The organism is Novipirellula aureliae, from assembly GCF_007860185.1.
Taxonomy (GTDB): domain Bacteria; phylum Planctomycetota; class Planctomycetia; order Pirellulales; family Pirellulaceae; genus Novipirellula_A; species Novipirellula_A aureliae.
Window position 1 is genome coordinate 238,325 of the sequence record NZ_SJPY01000006.1, and the last position, 24,022, is coordinate 262,346.

Genomic DNA, 24,022 nt, shown 5'->3' on the forward strand with positions numbered 1-24,022 from the left:
CGCGTGATGCGAGTGGTCATTGCACGTGCTCCGAAACCTTATTCGGTCTCCAGCACGACAATCGAATCGATCTCATCTCGTTGCTCTACCGGGACATCGATTTCAATCCCCGCATTGGTTTTCTTGACGGTTACTTGATCTACATTCAATCCCTTACTATTGGCAATTCTTAGGTCCGGTGCAGATAAAACCAACGGAGAACCATCTGCGGGCCAATTCAGGATGTGGACGTAGATTTTGTTATCCAATTGGGTTGTTCCACCCCACTTTCCGTTGGGGACAGGCCCGCCACGGGTGCCATAAAGACTCTCACCATTTTGATGGAGCCACTGTCCCATACTTTCCAGAATCGCCACTTGGTCGGCGGGGAACTCACCGGAGGGAAGTGGCCCTACATTCAGCAACAAGTTGCCATCACCGGTTACGGACTGAACCAGCGTATGAATGACCTCCTCAAAAGAGATGGTCCTCCCGCTGGGTCGATAGGACCAACCGCCGCCATCTCGGCATTTTGTCATCGTCATGCACGACTCCCATGCACGATCCGTCTGGAACTTGCCGACCTTTTGTTCCGGCGTATCATAATCACCCGATACCATTTCTTTGAGCTCAAGATCATCGGGCTCATACTTCTCCCCCCTTTGCCTTTTAATAAACTTAGCACCCCGATCGTTGACCAATAGATCGGGGCCTTGCAGGGAGTACATCATGCTAAACATCTCGGGGATCGTATAATCACCCCAGTTACCGGCTACATGATCGAACCACATGATGTCGACTTTCCCGTAGTCGGTCAGCAACTCGCGGACCTGACCTTCATAGAAGGCGTTATACTTTTTGTTGTCTCCCACCAAATAATCAGGGTGCGACCAATCTCTTGTCGAGTAATACCAACCAAGTCGTATACCGTATTTATGTGCAGCCTCGGATAGCTCTTTGCAGATGTCGCGTTGAAAGGACGTATTGGCAATGTTGTAGTCCCGAAGTTTCGTATGCCAATTGGAAAATCCATCATGATGTTTGGCGGTAAAGACCACATATTTAAATCCGGCTTGCTTTGCTAGTTTCATCCACTGATCCGCATCAAACTTAACGGGATTAAACTTTGTATGGAGATTGTCATACTCCTCGGTAGGCATGTTTTGATGCCCGGGGTGATCGAAGGGATGATCCATTCTGGCCCAGCTAATTTCTACACCCGCGACGCTCGCTGGTCCCCAGTGGATAAACAATCCCAGCTTGGCATCACGCCACCACTGTAGCCGTTCTTCTCTTGACGCATTCAGCTGCGCGGGGGAAATCTCAGGAGGGCTGGCGATACCGCTTTCCGACGGCTCCGATTGCGTCACTGAAAGGGCGGACGGCTTATTCGCATCTTCTTGTGCATTCGCTTGTGGAAAACTCATCAGAGTTAGCCCAAGCAGGACGGCGCAGGTCCAAATGTTCGTCAAACAATTATTCATTTTCGGTTCTCTTTATCGGGTCACTGTTGTTATTTCCAGGTGATCTTAGCTTGTCCACTTTCAGTATTCACCCATACGCTTGCGTGCTCAAACTCACGAGTGAACTCCCAACCATCGGGCGTTGTTCGCTGATAGGCACCCTGAGGTGAGCCGAGCGGTTTATGTAGTTCAGGGAAGTCATGTAAAGATCCCGATGACAAGGTCCATCCCCAGCCATATTGGAAGTAGGAATAGGGCTGAGCACCAATCAAGAAACAGGCGAGATAGTATTCTGCTCGTTCTTTGGCCAGTTCGGAATAATCGCGTCGTGATCCTTGAGGACCTTGGTTTTGGTTCCGACTGCGGTCGGATTCGACACCGATCCGAAAAATCGACATCTTCCCAGCCTGGGCGATACGCAACATATCGTCCCAATCTTGAAGCAGCGCCTCTTTGCTCAGGAGTTTTTCACTATAGTGCTCAAACATACTGGCATCGATCACCGGAAAAACATGCTTGGCAATCTCCTGGTTAGCGTTGTTGCCGAGTAGGATTTTGCCTGGTCCCATTTTCTGTTTCAGCAAGGCCATCATCTCACCCATCGCTTTCTGTACGTCATCCTTCTGGTCTTCTCGAAGCCAGGCAAAACCGTGCATTTGATCAATGAAAGCCCCGTCGCAGCCAGATTCGGCAACACCCTTTGCAACGGTGTTGGCCCACCACTGACGCAGTTCAGGGTTGAGCACATCAAAAAAGAAGACATTGTTTCGATGTGCCAGCTCGCCTGTTTTGGGATCGACGATCAGAAACCTCTTGAGCTCAGGATGCTTGTCGATCTCTCTCCGGGTAAAGGCTTGATTGTAAGAAGTGAAGGGCCAGGCATAGGCAGAGTTAAAGTAGAACAACACCTTCATCTCGGGCTTGACCTTCTTAAAGGCCGCGGCCTCATGCTTGGCCCCTAGTTCGGCGGCGCCGAGTTCTTGGCGCCCGTGCGATTTTTCGATGCAGATAAAATCCGTTCTCGCAGCGATGAACTCAACTTCGTTAGCACGAAGGACGCGCTGCCCATCCCCAAACATGTAATACATTGGCGCGGTGTCCCAACTGAACTTTGGATAAAAGTCCTTGGCCGCGAATTGACTGCCATCACTATTACGGTAGATGTCCGCAGCAAGACCTACGTCTCGTTGGGAAACGGCAACGCAAATCAGCAGCAAACAGAATTTAGCCCATCCTGATCGCGTGGTCCTCTGTTGAGTATTCATTGTCCTATGATTCCTGTACTAAAACCCATTGTGACTCTTCCAATTCATCCAACGGCAAATTGAAAGTTACTTTGTAGCTATCTGTGGCAGCATTGTAGTCCGTCTGCCAAAAGTCATGGCCATGAATCGATTGATCGAATCTGATTCGTTTGCCATCGACCACTTGATACAATTGGTTTCCCAACTGGGACTTCAAGCCTTCAAATCGAACCGGAACGGCACCGACGCCTCCTTCGATACCTACCGTAACCTCCGGTTGTTGGGCCTGAATAACCACCGGATAGTTGCCCAGCAATGTCCCGCCGGAAACCGTCACGGTCAGTTCGTTACTTTTGGCCTCTCGGTAAGTGGTTTTCCAGGAATTTTGGTTGTCGGTAAGGTGTTTGCGGAATGATTCATTGGGACCGTAATAGTCATCGGCCACGCGTGGCAGGGTGATCAGCTCCAAGTCTAATTCAATACGATCCCCTTTGCTGAATTTGCGAATGCCGTCGGGCGGCAGCAACTCAATATCCAAATTGGCTGGATTAACAGACTGGACCGGGGCGCGAAGAGACGGCTGAGTATAGGTCTTTCCACCAATCACAGCCTGGTATTGACGAATAATCAAAGCGCGATAACCGTTGGGTTTGCTCTGACCGCTGGCCGCCTCTGAGGCCCCAACGAAGGCAACCCAATGAGGTGCTGGGCCTGACAACTCGATCGGCTCCAAGAATAGCTCGCCCCGCCTAACGGGGTCGGGCACATCGAGTTCGGTGAGCAGCCCGTCACCGTTGCCGTAGGCAAGACGCGGTGTTTGATACGCTCGCGTGCGTCCCAACTTATAGAGCGACACATCTTTGGCTGCGACATCGCGAGTAAAGGTGTAACTCAGTTTTTGGAATGTTCGGGCATAGTCATCGGTACGAAGGGTTTGAACCTGAGCCGAAAAATCTATCTCTCGGTTCGCGCCGTAGTAGCCATCATATTTGACATCCGTTAGACAGGGACCGTGCGCCAGGTAAGCGGTCTTGAGGTCCGTCCAAAGATATTTCTTCTGATGGGCGTCTTCGATGTTGAGCCAATCTCCACCCCAACCGGCATTGGTCCAACCCCATTTCCTCCCCCTCAGTCCGCTGCGGGTCATCAACATGCGAATATCGGTAATCGCTACATCGACCAGACTCATGTCCATGTCGAAACAGATGGTCTCGCCCCAGCAACCAATGGCCAATTGATCCCAGCGACCATTGCCAGTCTTTCGATTCGCATAGCCCAGCAGGCTTAGCTGGGCGTGGCTTGCGGATGGCAGCGTTCCATAAAATCCATAGGCGATACGTAGTCGATAGGTGCGAGACTCGTCCGTCGGCAACAAAGTATAAGGCATGAAGTAAGCCCCCATCGCCGCGTTGTGCCAGTTCTTACTCAACTGCACGGGAATCCCCGTTGGCCGGCCCTGTTCGTCGCAGAGCATCGGACAGAGTCCGGTCACGTTCGCAGGCGGGCGCATATCCAGCAAAAATGGCAACTTGGAGTCAGGGCTAGATCCGTTGACGGTGATCTTAAACTCATCGTAGTCTCGGATATCGGTATAACCGTTTTGCCAACTGCGTCTCAAATTCTTTACCGACGCGACATAGCAGTTTTTCTTGGGATCAAACGCGACTGGAAATTTTTTGCCATCGGGCGTCTCTACGGTAACTTCTTGGGCCGGGTCAACCCTGCCGTTGGGAGCAAGCGGGCAGGTCATCGTGAGGCTCTTTTGCTGGCCTTGGCTCCAGCCATCTTCAAGCACGAGACTCTCCTGCCAATCCCCCGCCTCGCTCTTGAGCCCCAACCGCAGGGAGGCGCTTTCATACGACTGGTTCAACGACACGGTTGCGGTCAACGTCAGGCTTCCCGGCCAAGCCACCAGATCCAAAACGGCATCACATACCAGTGTTTCATTCTTGGTATTCTTAAAAACGAGCCCTTCAAAATCGTAGTGCTGGACATAGCGTCCCGATTCCCACAAGCGAGCCGCATAAAGATGCGTAGGCCCTTTGCCCAGTCCCGCTTGACAGGCCTTGGCTTGGTAACGTTGCCCATCGAGCTCGAGTTCGATTACCAAGTCTGCCTTGGGCAACGTCTTTAGCTTTTCGGCCTTGTGGTCGAGCGCCTGTTCATAGTCTGCCGGACTATCTAGCAATCCCAGTTTGACCTCATTAAAATCGGCGACGTCGAGCGTAAAGCCATAAACGTTGGTCTCAATGCCGAAGACGTCTGCACTCGGATCCGTCGTATTTTTCCGCCAGCCATTGGGCCAGCAACTATAGGTGTAATCGCCACCGGCCGCTTGAAGTTCCGCCGCCTGCAATGCACCCAGGGTACACAACAAAATCGCTACGTAATGGGTTGTCTGCTTCATCATTGAATTTGTAATCGATAGTCTTGATGTGAATATAAAACGAAGGCATCCACGTGTTGTGAGCACCTTACAGGTTCATTGGTTTGAGTTTTCATAGCTAGTGCGCTATCCACATTGAAACGTGGGATAGGCATCCTGCCTGCCAATCTGTAATTGTCGCAAATCGCAGTAATTGTCGCAAATCGCAGGCTGGAAGCCCACGCCACGAATAGAACGAACCCAAATCAAATGCGTTTGAAGCATGAGTGGACCGGACCACTACGGTCCAAAATGCAGTTGGACTCGATCGAGGATCGGCTTGGACGCATTTGCGGTCGTATCGGTTAGACGCAATTCAAATTGGAAACCGTATCCTGCGGGAAGGGTGGTCAAATCCATTGCTGCCGGGGTCTTGGCCACCTGCTTGGCGAAGCCTGCGATGTAGTCATAGCTCTCCTTGACCGGTTTCCAGTCCGCCCACTGGTCGATTGCCCCATCATTGTTCGTATCCACGCCAACACGCAGCTCGACGCGTTCTACCCACGGGCCGGGACTTACAAAATCGTTTTCTGGTTGGGTCGCTAACCAGAAACGTCCCTCGGCAAAGCAGACGTCGGGATCGGGATGCCCCTGCCCGAGGCTCCCGCAAAACTTGAACTGCTGATCGAGGCTGGATGAAGTAAAACGAGCCACACTCATGTTGCTTCCGTTGCTGCCATGGGATCCGGCTGGATCATAGTCGCCAAACAGATAGTACTGTCCACCGATACAGATTGCTGCCCAGTCGCCAAAAGCATCTTGTTCCGGTTCATGAACCTCGTACTCGCCGATGCCCGACTTGAACCGTTCCGGATTTTCCTTTGTCCAGTGCGGGTGATTGTAAGTTTTGATCACGCCGGTCGGACGGGTGCGCTGGTCGACTGCCGGAGCCAGTATTTTGAAATCACCCTTCCCATCCTTGCTAACGGCATGACCGGCGAGCGGCGAATCGAACGAATGACTGTTAGCATGAATGGGACTCCAGTCCTCGTAGATCACGTGAAAGTTTCCATCGAGATCGCGTATGAAGCCGCAATCCGAGCCGTGCGTCGGATCCTCAAATGCCATTCCCATCTTTTCACCGACCTCGCCATCGATCAGATTATCATCGATGATCAGGTGGGGATCCTGGTCGTTGGGAAAGTCATAGTAGAAGTAGGCCTTGCCACCGGCGTACTCCGCAGTGGTCATCCACCCTGACTCATTGTCGGTGATCGGGCCGTGATGTACCCAATTGACCATGTCCCGACTCTCCCAAGCATGGTAGCCACCCAGGCTTCGTTTCTTTCCACCGGGCGCACGGAACTGGTTTGGCATTGCCGTGGTCTCCAGCGGCATGTCGAAGCCGTCCAATTGAACGAACTCCGGCGTGAACACCCCTTTGGAAGTATCCCAAGCCTCTTTTTCAACGGCGGTGTTATGCCGGGCAAACATCCAATAGTTTTTGGGACCAAGACTGAGAAACACAGGAGAATCGAAGGTGCAGCCCGGTCCGATGTCCCCAGCCGGTTCCCAGTTTTCCCAAACGGGTGATTGTTGGACGACAATCGACTTCACATTCTGCTTGGTATCGAAACGCTTTAGAATACTTTGGAACGTCGCGGTTTCCTTCGTCGGCGATACCATGCCTCCCTCGATTTCCAGGTTGGTTTGAGCACCGCTGTTCTGATCCCACTCGGCTTGAGTGTCAATCGACCATACAGCTTCCGGCAATTCGCTTGGGGTTGTGCTTGATTTTGAAACCGAAACGGGTGTTCGGGGCTCAGGATAATAGTGTTGGTGCCCAGGTAGGCGAGTGGTCTTTGCGTTCAATCCGAACAAATTGCGATCCGCCTCCGCGACGGGGATCGGCTGGATTGCAAAATCAACCTGCCCCAAAGCATCCGGAACAAACGTCACCGTCTGCCCCTCTTTAAGCGGAACTTGATAGCTGCCGTCTTCACCGATGGTTAGTTCTACGGCAGCACCGTCGATGGTGATTTTGGGGTTCGCGATATCCGTCCATACCGCACAGGGGGAACCGACCAAGCTTTTCACCGTCACAAACTGAGTCACCCCCGCCTGCTTCTTGGCACTGACCAGAAAGGCCCCTTGCCCACGCAAATCCTTGAAGGCGACATTGCCCCACAACTTCGGTGCTGCAGGAAAGACACGCAGTCCCCCACCCCAACTTTGCAGCAACATATCGTGAACACAGGTGGCGAAAGAGAGCGGACTTTCTATCACTGGATTCCCCTCGGCATACATCGTCGTCGGCGATACACGGTCATGCTTGATCAAGAAATCGAGATAATGATACGCCTGATCCGAGTCGCCCAACCATGCATACATCGATGCCGCCCCAGTCGCGGTATAGCCTGTCACAGCCATGGCGGACGACTCGTTTTGTCGCTTAAAGGTCACATCCAACCAGTGATCCAAACTGGTCCGCAAGAGTTCTTTGCCTTCCTCGCTGTCTGGAGTCAAAACCGCCAAAGGATAAAACGGCAGGAGATGTGAATAGTGACGATGCGGCTTGTTAAAAGGAATCTCCTTGCCAACCCGCAGCCCGTCGTCATCGATCTGGAAGTCGACCAGATTGTCAACAATGCTCTGCCACTGATCAGCCTGCGGATCGTCTAGATCGTGCTCTTGGTTGATGTCGAGCAGGGTTTGGAAGCACCACTTCATCAACCCGATAGTGAAGTTGATATCCTGGCCGCGACCACCTGGGTATTCCGGTGACCAACTGTTCTTGATATGTATCTTTCCGTCGTCGGATGATACCGGATGGTCCTTCAAGTAATTCAGGTAACTGTTTCCGACGCCACGCAACTTAGAGAACAAGCCATCGCGCATCCGGTCGCGGTCACCTGCGAATTCACAGTGCAACCAGTAGTCGTGAAGAATCCAGCAGAGCATGTCAGGAACGGTCGCGCCCTGGCTAGCCACCAGATCTTGCGGGAACAACGTAGCCAACCCGGCACTGTCCTTCCAACGCTCGGGCACATTTTTGAAGAGCTGCGACTCATGCTTGTCGAACCAATTGCACAGAGAGGAGCCAACCTCCAACCGGTTGGCTGTCAGGTGTGTCCAATACTGCAACTCCACGTTCAGGTCACCCCAAACCATCGGCCAGAAAGTACTGTGATACCACGGCCCCATCAAATCCATTACCGGACCGTTTCCACGGGTGGCCGACGCGAACTTATACATCTGGATCCAATAGAACGCTTCCTTTTCAGGATCATCGATGGTCAGAAAACTCAGCGGATAATACTCATTCCACCATTTACGGTGCGTGGAGAAGAAGGTGTCGTCGTCAAGCAACTCATTGGCTGTTTGCAAATTGCTCGCTACCTGCTCCATACTGTTGTGCTTCGGAAAACTGTGATGGACGCTGGCCAGCAGAACCTGTTTTCCGGAAGCCTTTCCACTGACCTCCCATCCGGTCGTTGTTTCACCCCGGTTGTCAAACAGAGGCTGAAAACAAAAATGCATGCCGTCTTTTTCGCTAAAAGTCGGCTCCGGCGGCAATTCATACGGAGCCGCACGCATCTTGCTCCAACTTCCGCCCTTCGGTCCGCCGCCACGTTCTAAAGTCGCCCGGACCGGGGCCTTCGGAACGTCCGGATGCCAGGACACCTGAATGAACTCGTGATCGGCATCCGTTTCGAAATAGATCACGTCATGCAGACTGTGAGAAAAGCCACGAATGGCATAGGCCCCCTTGGTCGTCTTGACCGTGCCGGTCAACTCAGCGTTCCACAGATCAAGCTGTAGATCGACCGCCGTAACGTCCCCTTCGGAAGTCAGCTTGAAGTGACCAAGCGGTAGGCGACTTCGATAGATCCACAACAGTTCGTCTCCATTGTACGGCTCGCGGTGATCGTAGTAATCGTGACGTCCGGCATAAATTGAAATCACGTTCTTCGCTTCGCCGCGGGCCTGGTAGAATAGAAAACCGACGTTGCCGTTTCCTGTGTAGGGAGCCACTTCCCAACGATTGGGGATCCGGTCCCAAACCATATCGTGCTGAGCAAGGAAAGCTTGATAATCGATCCCCGCTTCCGAACGAGCGACCTCCTCCGCTGCGATCACGCCTTCCATCCAACATGGCACAACAGCAACCGCCGCTGCAATGAAAAGCATTTGCAACTTCTTTGTACCACTCTCCGTATTCTTCTTCTTCATTTTCTTCATTAAATCATTCTTCGTTAAATCGCTACGGACTTGCGACCGAGGACCGTTCCCCATCTGCGTGAACGCCTAGTGACAGCTGGCAAAAAGTATGTCACAGGAGATTGCTTCAAAAACAATGCATCAGCATTGAAGCGAAATTTGGTAGGCTTGGCGGGAACGTTACCCCGAATGTTCATCCACGGCCGAGGGAGAGGCGACCTCCAGACTTCCGTCAACGAACCTCTGAATTCCGTCTTTGTATCGATCGATGACTTTCATGGCAAAACGTCAACCGGTGGTTGCGCCGCCTCACGAACCAATTACCGGAAACCATCGAACCGTTACATAGTCTATGTGATCATCCAAAATAATGCAGCAGCACCAGCGTCAAAGCGGATCTCTTTCTTGGAATAGTCAACATTTGCATGACGAAGAGATGAGAGAATCACCACGAGCAAACAGGCGATTTCGTTTTCGGAAAGAGCTCTGTCAAGGATTAGAAATTCGTCAACCGTTCCACTAAGTCGACGCATCGGGAAGGCAAGCCCCCCCTTTTGCCCACGGCCCAAATCGGGCACCAACGATCAATTCGGCTCTCCTTGCCCTAAGCGTCAAATTGGCGGCTTCCCGAATTTTTTATGCGTCTCGAATCGATCATGGTGATCGTTAAAGCCATCGACCGCAACCTTTCTCTGAAATGTTTTCGTTGGAGACAGAGGCCGCTGGCTTTTCAATGATTGTTCGCCTCGATGAAATCAATCACAGGAGTCGGATCTTTTAGGCCGTGCGGGTGGTGTCCCTTTTCCTCGAAAATAATCCGGATGCTACCGCCCAATTTTTCGTAGCGTTCCTTCATGATCGCACCGTTCTCCTCATACGGCACGGTCGTGTCTATCGTGCCACACCCCATCAGGATCGGCACCCCAGCTTTGGCCAATGGTTCGAGCCAATCAATCGGACTCACTTTCGCGGCGAGCGCCTCTTCGTCAGAGGCAAAACCGTACGTTTCCTTCAGCAGCTTCCACGAACCGGCACTACCGGAGCCCTTCGAACCACTGTTGGGAACCCGTTTTCCAGCTGGCCAGCTCTTCACGTTACAGACTCCGTTGTCCACATAGATGCTGTCCACCTTTTCCGGATTGGCGGAGGCCCAGCGGAATAGTGCCAACGTTTCTCGGCTCATCGATCCCATCGAGAGCGTTTTCGAAAATCCATATTCTTGCGTCAGCAAGTTATACGCAGCATCAATCGCGGCGTTCCCACGAGGATGGCCGGAGACATCGCCGGGCGCAATGACGACATGCCAGCCCTGTTCAAGCAGCTTGAGATCGCCGGCGGTGAATTGCTCGACCGCTCCACCGTTCTTACCCCAGAAGATGCTCCTCCAAAGCCAGGGCTTGCCTGCAGCGGCCTGCTTCGGACAAACCACAAAGATCGTTCCCTGCGGGGTCGAAACGGCATACCGTTCAAAACCGCGAAAATCAGTCTTTTCGCCTGAGAATGTGAAGTCTGCAGCCTGGACAGTTCCGCCCAGCAACAGCAGTAGAGAGAATAAAATGGTTTTCAAAGCGTTCTCCTCGTTCGATTCTATCCGGCGTCGATTGCGGAATTCGAGAACATCCCACTTCCACGTTCCACCGAAATTCATTGTTTGGTCTTTCCCCTTTCCATCTTGTTTCAGTCTGTCTTTGGAAACAAGCCGTAGTTCAAGAATGGCGTCTCTTGCGGAAACGGAGTTTCGCCACCGACCACCAGCGATTGACGAGAGGCTTGATAACCATCGACGATCGTCGACTCTGGATCGGGGTTGTATTCTGCTTCGACCTAACCACGAATAAAGCAACAACCTAAAAACTTCACAACCGCCGCAGGGACCGGATCGATGGCGGCATCGCGTGAAACGCCGCGGCAAACAGCACGCCCTTTTCGACGGCTTCAATTTTTTCCGACAGATTCTGTTTGCCCTTTTTTTCGCCGCTTGTTCGTGCACGTTGTAGCATGCGCAAAGCAATCCCCCAGATAACCCGAGCTAAAAGGTGCGTCGTTTCACCTAGTTAGCCTCAGCAGCTTCTTGGGCTGCATCGAGATTGGCTTGCTGCGCAGCGGTTTGGGGCACCGCAACCTCCTGCACCGACTCTGTTTGCGTGGGAGGCGCGGGGGTATCACTGCACCCGACCAATACAAAGGACAGCAACAGTGCACATACAGCTGTGAAATTTTTCATCAGGGATCCCTAGGCTTTCAAAGTTTGAAGAATTGAGCGACCGAAACCGGCGCAGTAATCGGATGTTGGAGTTTCAAGAATTTAAAAAATGCGGGCCGCACCGCAAGGACTCGTGCTGCGACCCGCAAGGCGAATCGAGAAATTAGAATTCCTCGCTAATGACTTCACGTGCCGCACGGGTGCCCAACGATCCCCAGAGACCGTATGGACTTGCTGCCCCAGGACCGTTGTTGGTAGCCACTCCGCCATTTGCGGACACAGGAGTATTGGCACCATTGCCAGCTTCAATTGAATCAGTGATGAACTTGACGGCGCCATCACCCATCAACACGTGGCAGCCTCCTTGGTGGCGACTACTCGGAGGTAGCACTCCGGATCGCTGCCTCTCAAACGTTTGAACGTCTCCCACTTCGAATGTAGCCAAAAGACAGGTGGGGCTATTGGGAGGTAGCATCGTATTCATGACCGTAAACACGGGTTGCCCACCTGCCCAGCGATGGCCTCGACCTTCGTTCGCATCTAGAAGGCTAGCGACCATAAAAAACTGTGGTCTTGTAGGATCAATATCGGCGTGATTGCTACAGAGGCTCGGCGAACCTGTCGGAGCAGTACCGTACGTATCACCGAGCATCGCCAAATCAGTCCTGGGCATCGTTCTGACATCGAGATCCCCGAGATCTGTCGCAATTTCACCTGCAATAATCGTATTGGATAAACCGTCGACAATATCGCGGAATCCCATTTTTTCCCGTGGTACGAACGCCCCACGCTGTGCAGCCTGGAGTTGCTGACTGCGGGCCGTGGTCGAATTGAAGGAATTGTCATATTGCCCAGCACTACCCCGGAAGGGGCTATCACCGAGACACGCTGCATAGTTCACTCGGGCATAAGCGGGCAGCCCTGATCCAGGATCGCTCGGGCATCGCAGGGTAGGAATCTCGGTCTGCCAAGGACCATAATTGCCACCATTGTTGGGCGAAGGCCCCATTGCACTGTACGGCACACCACCGCCTCGACCAGTTGTTCCGTCGATCCCCATGCTGGGGTTGCTGATTTGCTCCCACAACGCTTGCCCTTCGATGAACGGCGTCAAGCCAACGAAGATACTGAGCCGTCCACCCGAGTGTTCGAGTCGGCTATGCGTGCCATCATTCGACCCTGCATCGCCCCAAGTCCCCGTCATATGCGTTGGCAATTGATTGAAAGCAGAGTGGTAGTTATGAATGCCCAAACCAATCTGCTTGAAATTATTACTGCAGCTCATTCGCCGCGCTGCTTCGCGGGCTGCTTGAACGGCCGGCAAAAGGAGTCCGACCAGGACTCAGATGATGGCAATCACCACCAGAAGCTCAACCAGCGTAAAGCCGGCCCGGCCTTGTAAATTTCGTCTCATCATTTAAACACTTTCATTAAAACATGTGAAATCTAGGTAATCGCAAGAAGCAAGCAAGCGGCGGATTCAACGTCGCCCATTTCTCTTCTGCATTTCAGGCAAGTTTAGACCTGGCCGTCAAAGCCTTCTATCATGCGTTTATATGATGCGCAGCGTTTATTTCCGAAACACAATGACGGCATGAATGGCTCCACGACACCCTTAAGTGTCCTACACTTGCTTTTCTGGACCGATACCGCCAACAGCAGCGACGGAACCGGAATGTGATGCCAGACGATGCGCATCCACCAACGAAAAGTGCTCAGCGAAAAGTGCTCAGCCGCTCGTCAATTGCTTGGCACTCGCTTGGCCAATCTGCAATCGATTTGAGCTCTGACTCACTTGGAGGGCAAAGGTAAATCGAGACCGATGAATGTGCATTGAAAATTTGCACCTGCCCTATCCTCAGGCACACGCCACAGAGAAAAAGACAGGTATTCATTTGAAAGCGAGTCATCCTTTTCACACAATGAAAGCTTAAGGGGACATAGAGGAACGTTCATTTTTCCTCAAGGTTCCTGGCTCAGCAGTTGCGTGTAGGGCGAGACAGGCATGCACACGGGTGGCCCATGTGATGTCCCATACGATGCCCCACATACGCACAGTCGCTGATACGTTACTGCTCCGCCCTCTTGCCGGATAACGTAGTCGCCGCGTTTCAAACGCTATCGACAGCCCATTTTGCGGTGTTACAATGTGTGGTGGTATCTTTCCAAAACCTATTTCTCTATTACAGAGGTATTTTTGATGAGTCCGAGAAGAAGTTTGCGGCTAGGCTTTACGCTAGTCGAGTTGCTGGTTGTAATCGCAATTATTGGAGTCCTGGTGGGACTTCTATTGCCAGCGGTCCAAGCGGCCCGCGAGGCCGCCCGACGAATGAGTTGCAGCAATAATGTAAAACAGATTGGTTTAGCAATTCACAATTACCACTCCTCGTATAACCAACTACCCATTTACGGTGGCGGTACAACCAGCCCCGATGGTGCCGGATACACGTACGCCGATGGTCTTGGTAACACGACCACCGGAGGCGGGTACAACAGGCTCCGACTCAGCTTTCTTGTTGGATTAACACCGTTCTTCGAGCAGCAAGCGATGTGGGAGCAGATCTCCAATCCTTTCAACCAAAACACCGTTACGATCGACGACCCAACGACGTCGATGACGAGTCCCTGGAGTCCGATGGGGCCTAACCCTGGTTATCAAAATGGGTACCCACCATTTGCTACGGAAATGGCAACCCTTCGCTGCCCGAGTGATCCGGGAACGGGCTTGCCAGCACAAGGTCGTACTAACTACACCGGATGTTTAGGGGACGGATATTTTGGCTTCGAACGTTCCAATCCTAAGACCAACGGCCAGGAAAGCTCACCGCACGCAGAAAGACAAAGAGGGACGCAGCGCGGCGTATTTGTTCATCGCCAATCCCTAGGCTTTCGAGATATTCTTGATGGCCTATCCAATACGATCATGTGTGGAGAAATTGCCACCGACCTTGGTGACATGGATACTCGTACGGATTTGCTCAGAGTTCCGGGCGGGTCAACTGGTGGGCCTGGCACTGGATCCGCAGTTCTCGATCCAACAGTATGCAGCAACAGCCCTCAGATCGATCCCCAACGACCACAGTTTTGGAGCCCAACGACACCCAGAGACAATAGTGTTGGTGGGCTGATCACTTCGGCAACGGATCGACGCGGTTTCCGCTGGGCAGACTGCGGTCCCATGTTTACAGGATTTTTTACGGTCCTGCCTCCGAATTCGACATCTTGCAATATGTCCGAAATCACCATTGAAGCAGGCCCGATGTCGACTAGCAGTCGTCATCAAGGCGGGACTCATGTGTTGATGGGAGACGGTGCGGTGAAGTTCATCACCGATTCCATCGATGCTGGCAACTCAAACGCAACCACCCCTTACTATGCAGTCCACGGAAACAACGGATCCTACATCAGTGAAAATGGTGTTGGTCAGGGAAGCCCTTACGGATTATGGGGTGCACTTGGCACGCGAGCTTCCAAAGAAGTGATCGACGAACAGTTTTAATTCAACAGAACGCTCTCGATTTCTACGATCAACCCTGGAACGTTGTGAAAGGTTCCAGGGTTTTTTCGTTACCGTTTCGGGCATGACCCGAAGCAAGCGATTGATCTAGCTTGGCGGACGATTTTCGGCTGCAGCAGCTGCTTCTTCGGATGCGGCTTGAATGTCCTCTGCGGTGCCCTCGGGCTTGACCATCGTCGCCCCTTCATCGCCGCATCCAGTCAAAGTCATTGGGATCATTCCAATCGCAATCAATGCAATCGCGTTCAAAATTCTTAATTTCATCTGATTTCTCACTTGTGTTTCTTTGTTTGATCGTCGGAATACATCCGAACCAATCGTAACGGACCCTTGGCGCCAACGAACGCCTCTAGGAGAACGAAATGATAGCAGCTACATGCGAGCATCGCTACTTGGCTATCAAGATTCAACCGATCGGGGGCTTTGCGGAGATGATAGCGACGGCGGTGGTTGCCGCTTTCGATTACTTGTAAAATGTCTCCCGCCGCCTGATGAATTTGGACGCCCATGCAACCGTCGTCCAACATGAGCAAAACCACTTCTACAATGATGCGAGATAGGATGGTCGACGAGAACGAGACACTCCGCTTAAGTCTCAAATGGTCTAGAGATCTGTGTATCGCTCATGCAGCACCGGAAGGTGGTTTGCTTACGGGAATGTCCTATTCGTTAATCGCAATCCTGGCTCTCGTTGTTATTGGATTGCCAGTCACGGCAACTGCCGAGGAATCGAAGAGCACGAAGGAAACTCCTGCTCAGAAGGACTGGACGAACTTTGTTCCCGTCGATCCGACGCCGGCCAAGGATGGTGTTGTCGACTTGAAAGCGACCACTGCGTTTCTGAGTGAACCGGACATCATGCGCAGGGACCCCAGTGATGTGATCCGTTGTGGTGACACCTACTACGTCTGGTATACGAAGGTTCTCAAAGGTCAGCCCGGGTATCCAGGCGGATGGAGCGGATCCGTTTGGTATGCAACGAGTCATGATGGCCATCAATGGGAAGAACAAGGGCCTGCATTGCATGCGGGTGGTCAAGAGGAATGGGATGGAGCCGGTGTCTACACACCCAACATCCTGCCTTACCAAGGCAAATACTACTTGGCCTATACGGCAATGGCGGCTCCTTTTGACCGAAAGCTGAGTCGAGCCTCCATCGGCATTGCGGTCTCGGATTCGCCTGACGGTCCCTGGAAGAAACTTCAGAGCAACCCGGTGATCAAGCCTTCGGACTCAACCAATGATCCCGATAGTTTCCTCTGTGACGATGCCGTCTTCGTGGTGCACGACGGTAAAATATGGCTCTACTACAAGGGGTTTGCTGGCCAAGACCTCGAGGATGGAACCCGCATTCGAGTGCGCAAGACCACGTTTCTGCTGACGGCGACAGCCGACACGCCGGAAGGCCCCTACACGAAGGTTCCCAAGATTCTTCACCGCGGGCACGAGGCGCTTGTGTGGAAAGATTCCAATTTCATTGGCTCCATGTGTGTCGGTATCGGCTGGGGACCCAGCAGAATGTTTTCTTCTGCCGACGGCGTCCACTTCCAATCCATTTACAAGCTGAACCCCCAGCTTGCAGCAGGTATCTACCGTCATGATTTTGAAGAAGACTCAACAGGAGCCAGACCGAGCTGGGGTGTTTCCATGGAAGAGAATAAAGGCCAAGGGCTTTCTAGATTCGAAATAATCTGGCCACAGGACAATGCAAAATAAACGCCTGCCGGCAATCACCCAAAGGTGGCGTCGGAGGAACAACATTCACCGCACCCATCGACATGGCCTCGTCAGAAGAATCGGTGGCTGATTTTCGGAAATTCTATCGTTGGATCGTAGGTTTTTCAGGCATGCAGGGCAAAAGGAAACGGGTCGGTCGTTTGCCTTCGCCCAACGCAATGAAGCCGATGTGATTGGCACCACAGCGGCTTCAATGGTTAAGGAACATGGAACATTACAGAGCGTCAACCACCGGTATCTTCCGGCGGCTCCACTTCGTTCTCCGTGTTTAGCTCGGGGTGTTCTTCCATATAAGAAACAAGTTCGTCCTGTGTCGCGATCTGGCCTCCGGTGTCCTTACCACAACCAGCGAGCGGGAGCAACAAAACCATAGACAAAAATGTCAGTTGACAACGATTCATGATTAGTCCTGAAAAATGTTTGTGCGAGTAAATCTTTTGTTGAAGGAGCGCAGGGACAGGAATCGCTAATGATCCCTGCCCCGAGCACCCTCGATTGCTGCCGTTGGAATCGCGGAGCCGTCACGGAACCGCAAGACCAACGGACGTCGATACGCCCTAGAATTCCGTATCGATCGTTTCTTTGCTGGCACGTGTTCCTAGTGCCCCCCACAAGCCGAACGGACTCGGTGAGCCAGGCGCAAGGTTGTATTGGGAGTCGGGGCCAACCGACGCGCTGTTCTGGTTTCCAGCGTCAATCGACTCGGTAATAAACTTGACCGCGCCATCCGCCATCAGCACGTGAACACCGCCTTGATGCCGGCTGCTTGCAGGGACATGCGCAAGTCGATTGTGGAATTCAACGCAAACCACGCTGTTAGGAGGAACATTGGTCTGCACCGCTGAATACAATTGGGGTGCATAGGCCCAACGATACCCTCGGCGTCTCTCCGCATTATCATTGGCAGGCCAAACAGCGTTCGCTTCATCGTAGAACTGGGGACGCTGTGGATCCCGATACTGTTCACAGTAAGTCAGATTGCCTTCCCGGGCCATCCTGCTGATGGGCTTCTGCATTTGAGAAGGTCTTGTTCGCACATCGTTATCGCCCATATCCGTGGCCATTTCCCCCATCGCAATCGAGTTGGACAATCCGTCCATAATGTCACGAAATTGCATGTATTCACGCATCGAGAATACCCCGCGCTGTCCGGCACGCGCATTCTCGATCTCGTCATCGTCAAACGCGGTACCCGCGGTGTTGTACTTGCCTCGCCTGCCACCGATGTAGCTGTCCCCCATGCAAGCACCGTAGTTCGTTCGCCCATGCGCGGGGAGCCCGACACCCGGATCGCTGGGGCAACGGAACGTCGGAATCTCGGTTATCCAAGGGGCATAAGGCCGGTTGGCGTGACTGCTGAGTTCTTTGCCCGCGGAAGGCCCCATCGGTGGGAAATACAATGACGATGTGGGCGTCGACCTTACGGGGTTGGAGATGATTTCCCAAAGAGCCTGTTGCTCAATAAACGGGGTCAACCCAACGAGCATACTCAGGTGCAGCTCATTGTGACCTGTCGTAATGCCAATGCCGTTCGTATCGGCGACTGTACCGCCACCCTGGGCTGGCATCATGTCGAACGCGGAATGATAATTGTGAATCCCAAGCCCGATCTGCTTGAAATTGTTACTACAGCTCATCCGTCGAGCGGCTTCGCGGGCGGCTTGAACTGCGGGAAGCAATAATCCCACTAGCACCCCAATGATTGCGATCACGACGAGTAGCTCCACTAACGTAAAGCCGCCGCGGCGATACCCATTTCGATTTTTCATAAAAATCCTTTGATTAAACATGTGATAAAGTAAGAATCTTGGAGGAGGGAGACGAGCAGGGAACGCGACGTCGCCCCATCCCCACCCTCCTGCAGTGTGGTCGAGTGTAGACCCGACAGTGGAATCCCTCTATCGTATATTTGTACGATGTGTAGCATTTATATTTAAGCACAATGACGCTTTAATCAAGCACAAACAAGCCATGAACGGACCAAATGCCACCCTAAACGCTCTAGCCTTCCTGTTCTGGCTACTCCCATTCGAACCAGGGGTGGCCGACTCCCCTCCTCGAGACTTTAGCGACTTTACGCCATCACAACTCAAGCGTCGGCTTGTGGAGATCGACGAGGCCGTTGTGAAGTTGCCAACACTCAGCCTCTCGGGTGGCGTGGGTCCAATCGGATTTCGCTCGATGTCGTTTGAGAACGCCAAGACCCGAATATGGGCTCAAATCGATCTCGAAGAAGAGCATTCCATCGACCAAATCGTGTTGGTACCGACGATTTGGCGCGATGCCAAAACGGGTTTTGTTGCCGACGGATTCCCCCGTGAATTTGAAGTGATCGTCGGAACCGATCGTGATTCTAGCGGCGTCGTTGTCGCCCGAATCGATGACAAATCCTCCCTACTTCCACGCATCGCCCCGGTCATCATCGATCTGCCCCATCGGACGAAAGCCTCTTGGGTGCGGGTTGTCGCTCTTACATTGTCGCGGCGAATATGGGATGGCAATTTCAATCTCCAGCTCTCGGAGATACTCGTCTTCAGCGGCGAAGAGAACGTCGCGTTGCACAAACAGGTATCGGTATCGGACGATGCGCACAAGGGATCGAAGTCATTGCAAAAAGATTTCCTGGTTGACGGATCACTTCCCTACCTAATGGATGCGGCAAAGGGGAAGAAAAGTATCGCGTTTGTCAGTTACGTTGAAGTCGGCAAACAGCTCGAACTGACCATCGACTTAGGCAAGGTCCTACCAGTCGACCGCATCCACCTGCACGGTCCCGATCTCAGCGATACCGTCCCCCAATCTGTATCATCCGACTACGGAATCCCAAGGCATATTCAAATTCTCGGGGCCAGCCAAGAAGACTTCTCTGACGCGGTGACGCTATGTGAAATGAATCTTGAATCCGTTTACGACATCGCGCCCATCATCATGAAACGATTTCCTGTCGTCGATTGCCGGTACGTTCGGATCGTCGGAAGTGACTCGGCGCGCAACGCAATCGACCAAAATTCAGAATCCCCAAATGGATACGCTGAGATTGAAGTGTTTTCTGAAGGAGTCAACGTTGCGTTCGAGAAACCGGTCACCATCACCCCCCCCCAAACGACGCAGCGCCGGCATCTGTCCGCGCTGACCGATGGCTTCAATTTCTATGGTGAAATCCTACCTATTCGCGGTTGGCTTGAGGGTCTTGCGGAGCGGCACGATTTGGAAACTCAGCGCCCGTTTATCGCTCGCGAGCTCAATCAACGCTACGAACAACAGGCTGCGAACTTAGAACGCATGACTTGGCTGGCAGTGATCTTGGCCGTGGGAATCGGGTTCACCGTGCTATTGAGTCGGATGGTTCAAATGCGGCAACTCAACGAAATCAAAAGGCGGTTTGCTGCCGATCTTCATGACGAACTTGGCGCCAACCTGCATACCATCGGATTGCTCAGCGATCTTGCGGACGATGTAAAGGAGTCCCCTGAAGACCTATCAACGTTCCTGCAAAGGATTCGCGGCCTCACCGAAAGGACAGGCGTGGCAATGCGTCATTGCACCGACATGCAGAATTCCAGTGAACTGTATGCCGGGTTCCAGACTGACATGTACCGGACTGCGGAGCGAATTGCCGTCAACTTGGAGCACGACCTCCTGGTCACGGGCGAACCCCACTTGAATCGACTGAAACCGCAAACGCGATTCGACCTGTTCCTGTTCTACAAAGAATGCCTGGTCAACATTTGCCGGCACTCAGGGGCGACTCAGCTGGTAACGCGTCTTGCAGGATCCGAAAAGGAGGTCAATCTGACAGTTAGCGATAACGGAATCGGACTCTCCGGCAGCACTGCCAAAGGCGTCCCACCATCGCTTCGGCGCCGAGCAAAATTGCTGGGCGCGAAGATTTCGGTCGATTGTCCTACCGAGGGCGGCACCTGTATCCAGCTCTCGTTACGATCACGTCGCTGGGGATTTCGACGATGATGTCCCCAACTCGGTACGACGCAACCTCGTCCCAAACGAGCGATTCTACCCAACAGATTGGATTGCCTCACCCCCCTAAAGAATGTACAGACGACCATCATCCATTCCACCGATTTCCAAAAGTCAATCTTCAGGCATAATGGACGGCGTGCTGCCGCTGTTGGTTGTTAAGCGTCAACACTACCCCGACCTTGCCGGAAACGATAAATTCGTTTCCCGTCCTCCCGCCAAGTGCGAGATGCTAATCTCACTTTCCTTCGGGTCGCGCCGGTGAGCGTTCTGGAAAATTGGCTTTCGAAACGAGCTTGCACGTGCGGCCATTACCAACGAGTCGTCGGTTTTATGCAAGTCACCCTAGCGATCCTCACCAGACGGGTGGACTTCGGAAATCCAGCGACCGCAGATAAATCAATGATAGAAATTTCAAAATTTGTCCAACTTGAAGTGAGCACCCGATGAAGACAACTTGTAGATGGATGACGATAGGATGCCTCTTGCTGTTGGTGTCGATGCCTGCCGCCCGTGGGCAATGGGAAGCGAGCAAGGAAGGGTTGGTCAACGCCGCGGAGCGCGAAGAGGAGTTTATGGACTGGGGCCTCGGTATGTTTATCCATTGGTCATTGGATTCACAACTGGGATCGGTCATCAGTCACTCCATGGTAGGAGCGAATGAAAAATACCTAGATCGCTTCATCAACGACCTGCCGAAAACCTTCAATCCAAAGCGATACGATCCGGACGAGTGGATGGATATCGCCCAACTGGCCGGTGTCAAATACATGGTCTTAACCACCAAACACCACAGTGGTTTTTGTCTTTGGGACTCCAAGACGACCGACTTTGACATCATGAACACGCCGTACAAGAAGGACATTGTGCGTGAGTATGTCGATGCCTGTCGCAAGCGAGGTCTGAAGGTTGGCTTCTATTTTTCGCCCGAGGATTTCTATTTTCTGCACCAGCAAGGGCATGTGGTTCGCAGGAGTGGCGACCATTCCAGGATTTCCAAGAACCAGGAACTGCTCGATTACGACAAGCAGCAAATGAAGGAACTACTGACAAACTACGGACCCATTGATGTTGTTTTTCTAGATGCGTTCGACAATGCACAAATCCGAGATTACGTCCATGAGTTGCAGCCCAATTGCCTTGTAACGCGAGGCGAGATGGCGACGCCGGAACAAAAAATCCCGGATGCTCCTATCCCTGGACCCTGGGAATCCTGCTTCACACTCGGGACACAGTGGCAATTCAAACCTACCAATGAAGAATACAAGAGCGGTGGAAAACTGATTGAGATGTTGATTGAGACCCGAGCTAAGGGAGGCAATTTATTGATCAATGTCGGCCCCGAGCCCTCTGGAATCATTCCGTTTGAGCAGGAACGTGTGTTCCGTGAATTGGCTCTTTGGATGTTCATCAACGACGAGGCGATCCACAACGTGCGTCCCTGCAAAGTCGTGGGCGAAGACAACGTCTGGTACACCCAATCCAAGGATGGAAAATGCGTCTACGTATTCATGACGGAATTCACTGGCAAGGATCGTTGGAAGCACGGCGAACGCAAGAACATCGTTTTAAAGAATTGGAAAGCAACGGACCAATCCAAAGTATCGGTTCTGGGGCAAAACGACAAAGTGTTGGAATACAACCCCAAAGCGGATCCGACGTCACGAGTCAAACAGACCGACGCCGGAATCGAACTCTCCATCATGCGAGCCCAACGTATCTACAACAACAAGGCTTGGCCCAACACCGTGGTCCTTAAGCTTGAGAATGTTGAATTTGTAGGAAACACAGATTAGTCCATCTAAAAATGGGTTCAATCAATCGCGACAATCTTTCGACCAAATGACGGGGATTCAAATGACCAGGATTCAAATGACGGGGATTCAAATGACCGGAACTGCAAAAATGATGAGAACACTCACAGCGTTAAGCTTCGCCTTTTTAGCTCTATGCACTTTGGCACCCTGCCAAGCGCAGAGGTTCAGTAAGCCTCGATTAGAAGGCGACCTGAGGAACGACCCAGCATTGGAAGATGAGTTCATGGATTGGGGGCTAGGCATATTTGTGCATTGGTCGTTCGATTCCCAGCTTGGATCCGTTATCAGCCATTCGATGGACTATGCCTCGCGTGACTACCTGGATCGCTACGTCAACGAGTTGCCGAAAACGTTCAATCCGACGCAGTACGATCCGGACAAATGGATGGAAATTGCCAAACTGGCGGGAGCCAAGTACATGGTCTTCACCACCAAGCACCACAGCGGATTCTGCATGTGGGATACGAAGACCACTGATTTCAACATCATGAACACACCGTATGGCAAAGACATCGTCGGAGAGTACGTGGAAGCCTGCCGACGCCATGGTTTGAAGGTCGGATACTACTATTCACCCGAGGATTTCGCGTTCCATTATGAGCGTGATGTGCCAGCACGTGGCGGGGTGGAGGCAGGTAAGTATCACGATGAATTGGTTGCCTATACCAAGAAGCACTTGGACGAACTTTTCTCCAACTATGGAGAGATCGACGTGATCTTTTTGGATGGTGGACACAAAGGCGAACTTGCGCAATACGTCCATGAGATTGCGCCACGCTGTTTGGTGACTCGCGGCGAGATGGTAACTCCCGAGCAAAGACTGCCGCCGGACCCGATTCTTGGTCCTTGGGAAACCTGCTTTACGCTGGGCAATCAATGGCAATACAAGCCCACCAATGAGGACTATAAGTCTGGCACGCGACTGATCAACATGTTGATTGAAACCCGCGCTAAAGGTGGCAACCTCCTGATCAACATGGGCCCCATGCCATCGGGGATTGTCCCGCTCGAGCAAGAGGAACGTTTCCGAGAATTGGCGCTTTGGATGTTTGTCAACAACGAGGCCATCTATGACATTCGCCCATGTGTCGTGGCAGGCGACAAGGATGTGTACTACACCCAATCCAAGGATGGAAAATATGTCTACGCCTTCTTGACCGGATTGACAGATGACGATCCAAATGGCGGCACCCAATGGGGCAGATCGGCAAGAAAGGACGTCCTGCTCAAACAACTGAAGTCGACCCCCGATACCCAAATTAGCGTTCTCGGCCAGGAGCATCGAATGGAGAAATTCACGTCGAGGCATGATATCGGAACGCGGTTTAAACAGACCGATGCCGGACTAGAGGTCTCGGCCGTGCGAGCTCAGCGCCTTTACAACAACCGTCGTTGGCCCAACGCCGTCGTCCTGCGACTCGAGAATGTCGAATTTGTTGACTGAGAAAAACATTCGCGAATGTTTGAACGAACCCGATCCCAAGAAAGAATCACCTCA

General features: G+C 52.5%; 17 protein-coding genes. 5 read left to right on the forward strand and 12 right to left on the reverse strand.

The features are described from left to right. Positions 1-38: 38 nt before the first annotated feature. From Q31b_RS18660 to Q31b_RS29505, 9 genes are all read right to left on the reverse strand, one after another. Positions 39-1,463, reverse strand: a complete 1,425-nt coding sequence (locus Q31b_RS18660; RefSeq protein ID WP_146601167.1) for an alpha-L-fucosidase — start codon at positions 1,461-1,463, stop codon at positions 39-41. A gap of 29 nt (positions 1,464-1,492) precedes the next feature. Then, the gene (locus Q31b_RS18665) at positions 1,493-2,707 is read right to left on the reverse strand and encodes a putative glycoside hydrolase (protein WP_146601168.1); all 1,215 of its coding nucleotides are present in this window, start codon (positions 2,705-2,707) and stop codon (positions 1,493-1,495) included. A 4-nt stretch (positions 2,708-2,711) separates the two neighbouring features. After that, positions 2,712-5,096 (reverse strand): hypothetical protein, encoded by a 2,385-nt coding sequence (locus tag Q31b_RS18670; RefSeq protein ID WP_146601169.1) that lies wholly within the window; start codon positions 5,094-5,096, stop codon positions 2,712-2,714. Between the two features lie 255 nt (positions 5,097-5,351). Then, positions 5,352-9,293, reverse strand: coding sequence for a glycosyl hydrolase family 95 catalytic domain-containing protein (locus Q31b_RS29110; RefSeq protein WP_231617687.1), 3,942 nt, complete (start codon positions 9,291-9,293; stop codon positions 5,352-5,354). A gap of 709 nt (positions 9,294-10,002) precedes the next feature. Further along, on the reverse strand, positions 10,003-10,839 hold the full coding sequence (locus tag Q31b_RS18685) for a hypothetical protein (protein WP_146601170.1): 837 nt from the start codon (positions 10,837-10,839) through the stop codon (positions 10,003-10,005). A gap of 289 nt (positions 10,840-11,128) precedes the next feature. Next, a complete protein-coding gene (locus Q31b_RS28435; protein ID WP_197171803.1) occupies positions 11,129-11,272 on the reverse strand; it encodes a hypothetical protein in 144 nt (47 codons plus the stop codon). Between the two features lie 50 nt (positions 11,273-11,322). After that, positions 11,323-11,496: a hypothetical protein gene (locus Q31b_RS28440; RefSeq protein ID WP_197171805.1), complete on the reverse strand. Its 174-nt coding sequence runs from the start codon at positions 11,494-11,496 to the stop codon at positions 11,323-11,325. 142 nt (positions 11,497-11,638) lie between these two features. Next, entirely contained in the window at positions 11,639-12,799 is a 1,161-nt protein-coding gene (locus Q31b_RS18690; RefSeq protein ID WP_315860398.1) for a DUF1559 domain-containing protein, read from the reverse strand. Between the two features lie 18 nt (positions 12,800-12,817). Further along, complete coding sequence (locus Q31b_RS29505) at positions 12,818-12,892, reverse strand: prepilin-type N-terminal cleavage/methylation domain-containing protein (protein WP_315860399.1); 75 nt, start codon at positions 12,890-12,892, stop codon at positions 12,818-12,820. Between the two features lie 783 nt (positions 12,893-13,675). Between Q31b_RS29505 and Q31b_RS18695 the strand changes: the two genes are divergently transcribed. Further along, positions 13,676-14,974, forward strand: a complete 1,299-nt coding sequence (locus Q31b_RS18695) for a DUF1559 domain-containing protein (RefSeq protein ID WP_146601171.1) — start codon at positions 13,676-13,678, stop codon at positions 14,972-14,974. Between the two features lie 105 nt (positions 14,975-15,079). Here the strand turns inward: Q31b_RS18695 and Q31b_RS28445 are convergent, their stop codons facing one another. Next, positions 15,080-15,256 (reverse strand): hypothetical protein, encoded by a 177-nt coding sequence (locus tag Q31b_RS28445; RefSeq protein ID WP_197171807.1) that lies wholly within the window; start codon positions 15,254-15,256, stop codon positions 15,080-15,082. A 243-nt stretch (positions 15,257-15,499) separates the two neighbouring features. Between Q31b_RS28445 and Q31b_RS18700 the strand changes: the two genes are divergently transcribed. Continuing rightward, entirely contained in the window at positions 15,500-16,708 is a 1,209-nt protein-coding gene (locus tag Q31b_RS18700; protein WP_146601172.1) for a family 43 glycosylhydrolase, read from the forward strand. 245 nt (positions 16,709-16,953) lie between these two features. On the opposite strand, the gene Q31b_RS28450 is transcribed toward Q31b_RS18700, so the two are convergent. Both Q31b_RS28450 and Q31b_RS18705 read right to left on the reverse strand, forming a co-directional pair. Then, complete coding sequence (locus Q31b_RS28450) at positions 16,954-17,130, reverse strand: hypothetical protein (protein WP_197171811.1); 177 nt, start codon at positions 17,128-17,130, stop codon at positions 16,954-16,956. Between the two features lie 156 nt (positions 17,131-17,286). Then, on the reverse strand, positions 17,287-18,498 hold the full coding sequence (locus tag Q31b_RS18705; RefSeq protein ID WP_146601173.1) for a DUF1559 domain-containing protein: 1,212 nt from the start codon (positions 18,496-18,498) through the stop codon (positions 17,287-17,289). Between the two features lie 202 nt (positions 18,499-18,700). Between Q31b_RS18705 and Q31b_RS18710 the strand changes: the two genes are divergently transcribed. The 3 genes from Q31b_RS18710 to Q31b_RS18720 all read left to right on the forward strand — a co-directional run bounded on the left by Q31b_RS18710 (position 18,701) and on the right by Q31b_RS18720 (position 23,968). Beyond that, a complete protein-coding gene (locus Q31b_RS18710) occupies positions 18,701-20,698 on the forward strand; it encodes a histidine kinase (protein ID WP_146601174.1) in 1,998 nt (665 codons plus the stop codon). A gap of 455 nt (positions 20,699-21,153) precedes the next feature. Further along, positions 21,154-22,503, forward strand: a complete 1,350-nt coding sequence (locus Q31b_RS18715; RefSeq protein WP_231617688.1) for an alpha-L-fucosidase — start codon at positions 21,154-21,156, stop codon at positions 22,501-22,503. Positions 22,504-22,612: 109 nt separating this feature from the next. Next, entirely contained in the window at positions 22,613-23,968 is a 1,356-nt protein-coding gene (locus Q31b_RS18720; RefSeq protein ID WP_231617689.1) for an alpha-L-fucosidase, read from the forward strand. Positions 23,969-24,022: the final 54 nt, after the last annotated feature.

What these genes read in the sequence shown, in the direction of transcription:
- Q31b_RS18705 (WP_146601173.1), bottom strand. Translation starts at nt 18,498, where the DNA reads ATGAAAAATCGAAATGGGTATCGCCGCGGCGGCTTTACGTTAGTGGAG.
- Q31b_RS28450 (WP_197171811.1), bottom strand. Translation starts at nt 17,130, where the DNA reads ATGAATCGTTGTCAACTGACATTTTTGTCTATGGTTTTGTTGCTCCCG.
- Q31b_RS18700 (WP_146601172.1), top strand. Translation starts at nt 15,500, where the DNA reads ATGCAACCGTCGTCCAACATGAGCAAAACCACTTCTACAATGATGCGA.
- Q31b_RS18695 (WP_146601171.1), top strand. Translation starts at nt 13,676, where the DNA reads ATGAGTCCGAGAAGAAGTTTGCGGCTAGGCTTTACGCTAGTCGAGTTG.
- Q31b_RS28435 (WP_197171803.1), bottom strand. Translation starts at nt 11,272, where the DNA reads ATGCTACAACGTGCACGAACAAGCGGCGAAAAAAAGGGCAAACAGAAT.
- Q31b_RS18710 (WP_146601174.1), top strand. Translation starts at nt 18,701, where the DNA reads ATGAACGGACCAAATGCCACCCTAAACGCTCTAGCCTTCCTGTTCTGG.
- Q31b_RS28440 (WP_197171805.1), bottom strand. Translation starts at nt 11,496, where the DNA reads ATGAAAAATTTCACAGCTGTATGTGCACTGTTGCTGTCCTTTGTATTG.
- Q31b_RS18665 (WP_146601168.1), bottom strand. Translation starts at nt 2,707, where the DNA reads ATGAATACTCAACAGAGGACCACGCGATCAGGATGGGCTAAATTCTGT.
- Q31b_RS18715 (WP_231617688.1), top strand. Translation starts at nt 21,154, where the DNA reads ATGAAGACAACTTGTAGATGGATGACGATAGGATGCCTCTTGCTGTTG.
- Q31b_RS18660 (WP_146601167.1), bottom strand. Translation starts at nt 1,463, where the DNA reads ATGAATAATTGTTTGACGAACATTTGGACCTGCGCCGTCCTGCTTGGG.
- Q31b_RS29110 (WP_231617687.1), bottom strand. Translation starts at nt 9,293, where the DNA reads ATGAAGAAAATGAAGAAGAAGAATACGGAGAGTGGTACAAAGAAGTTG.
- Q31b_RS28445 (WP_197171807.1), bottom strand. Translation starts at nt 15,256, where the DNA reads ATGAAATTAAGAATTTTGAACGCGATTGCATTGATTGCGATTGGAATG.
- Q31b_RS18670 (WP_146601169.1), bottom strand. Translation starts at nt 5,096, where the DNA reads ATGATGAAGCAGACAACCCATTACGTAGCGATTTTGTTGTGTACCCTG.
- Q31b_RS18720 (WP_231617689.1), top strand. Translation starts at nt 22,613, where the DNA reads ATGATGAGAACACTCACAGCGTTAAGCTTCGCCTTTTTAGCTCTATGC.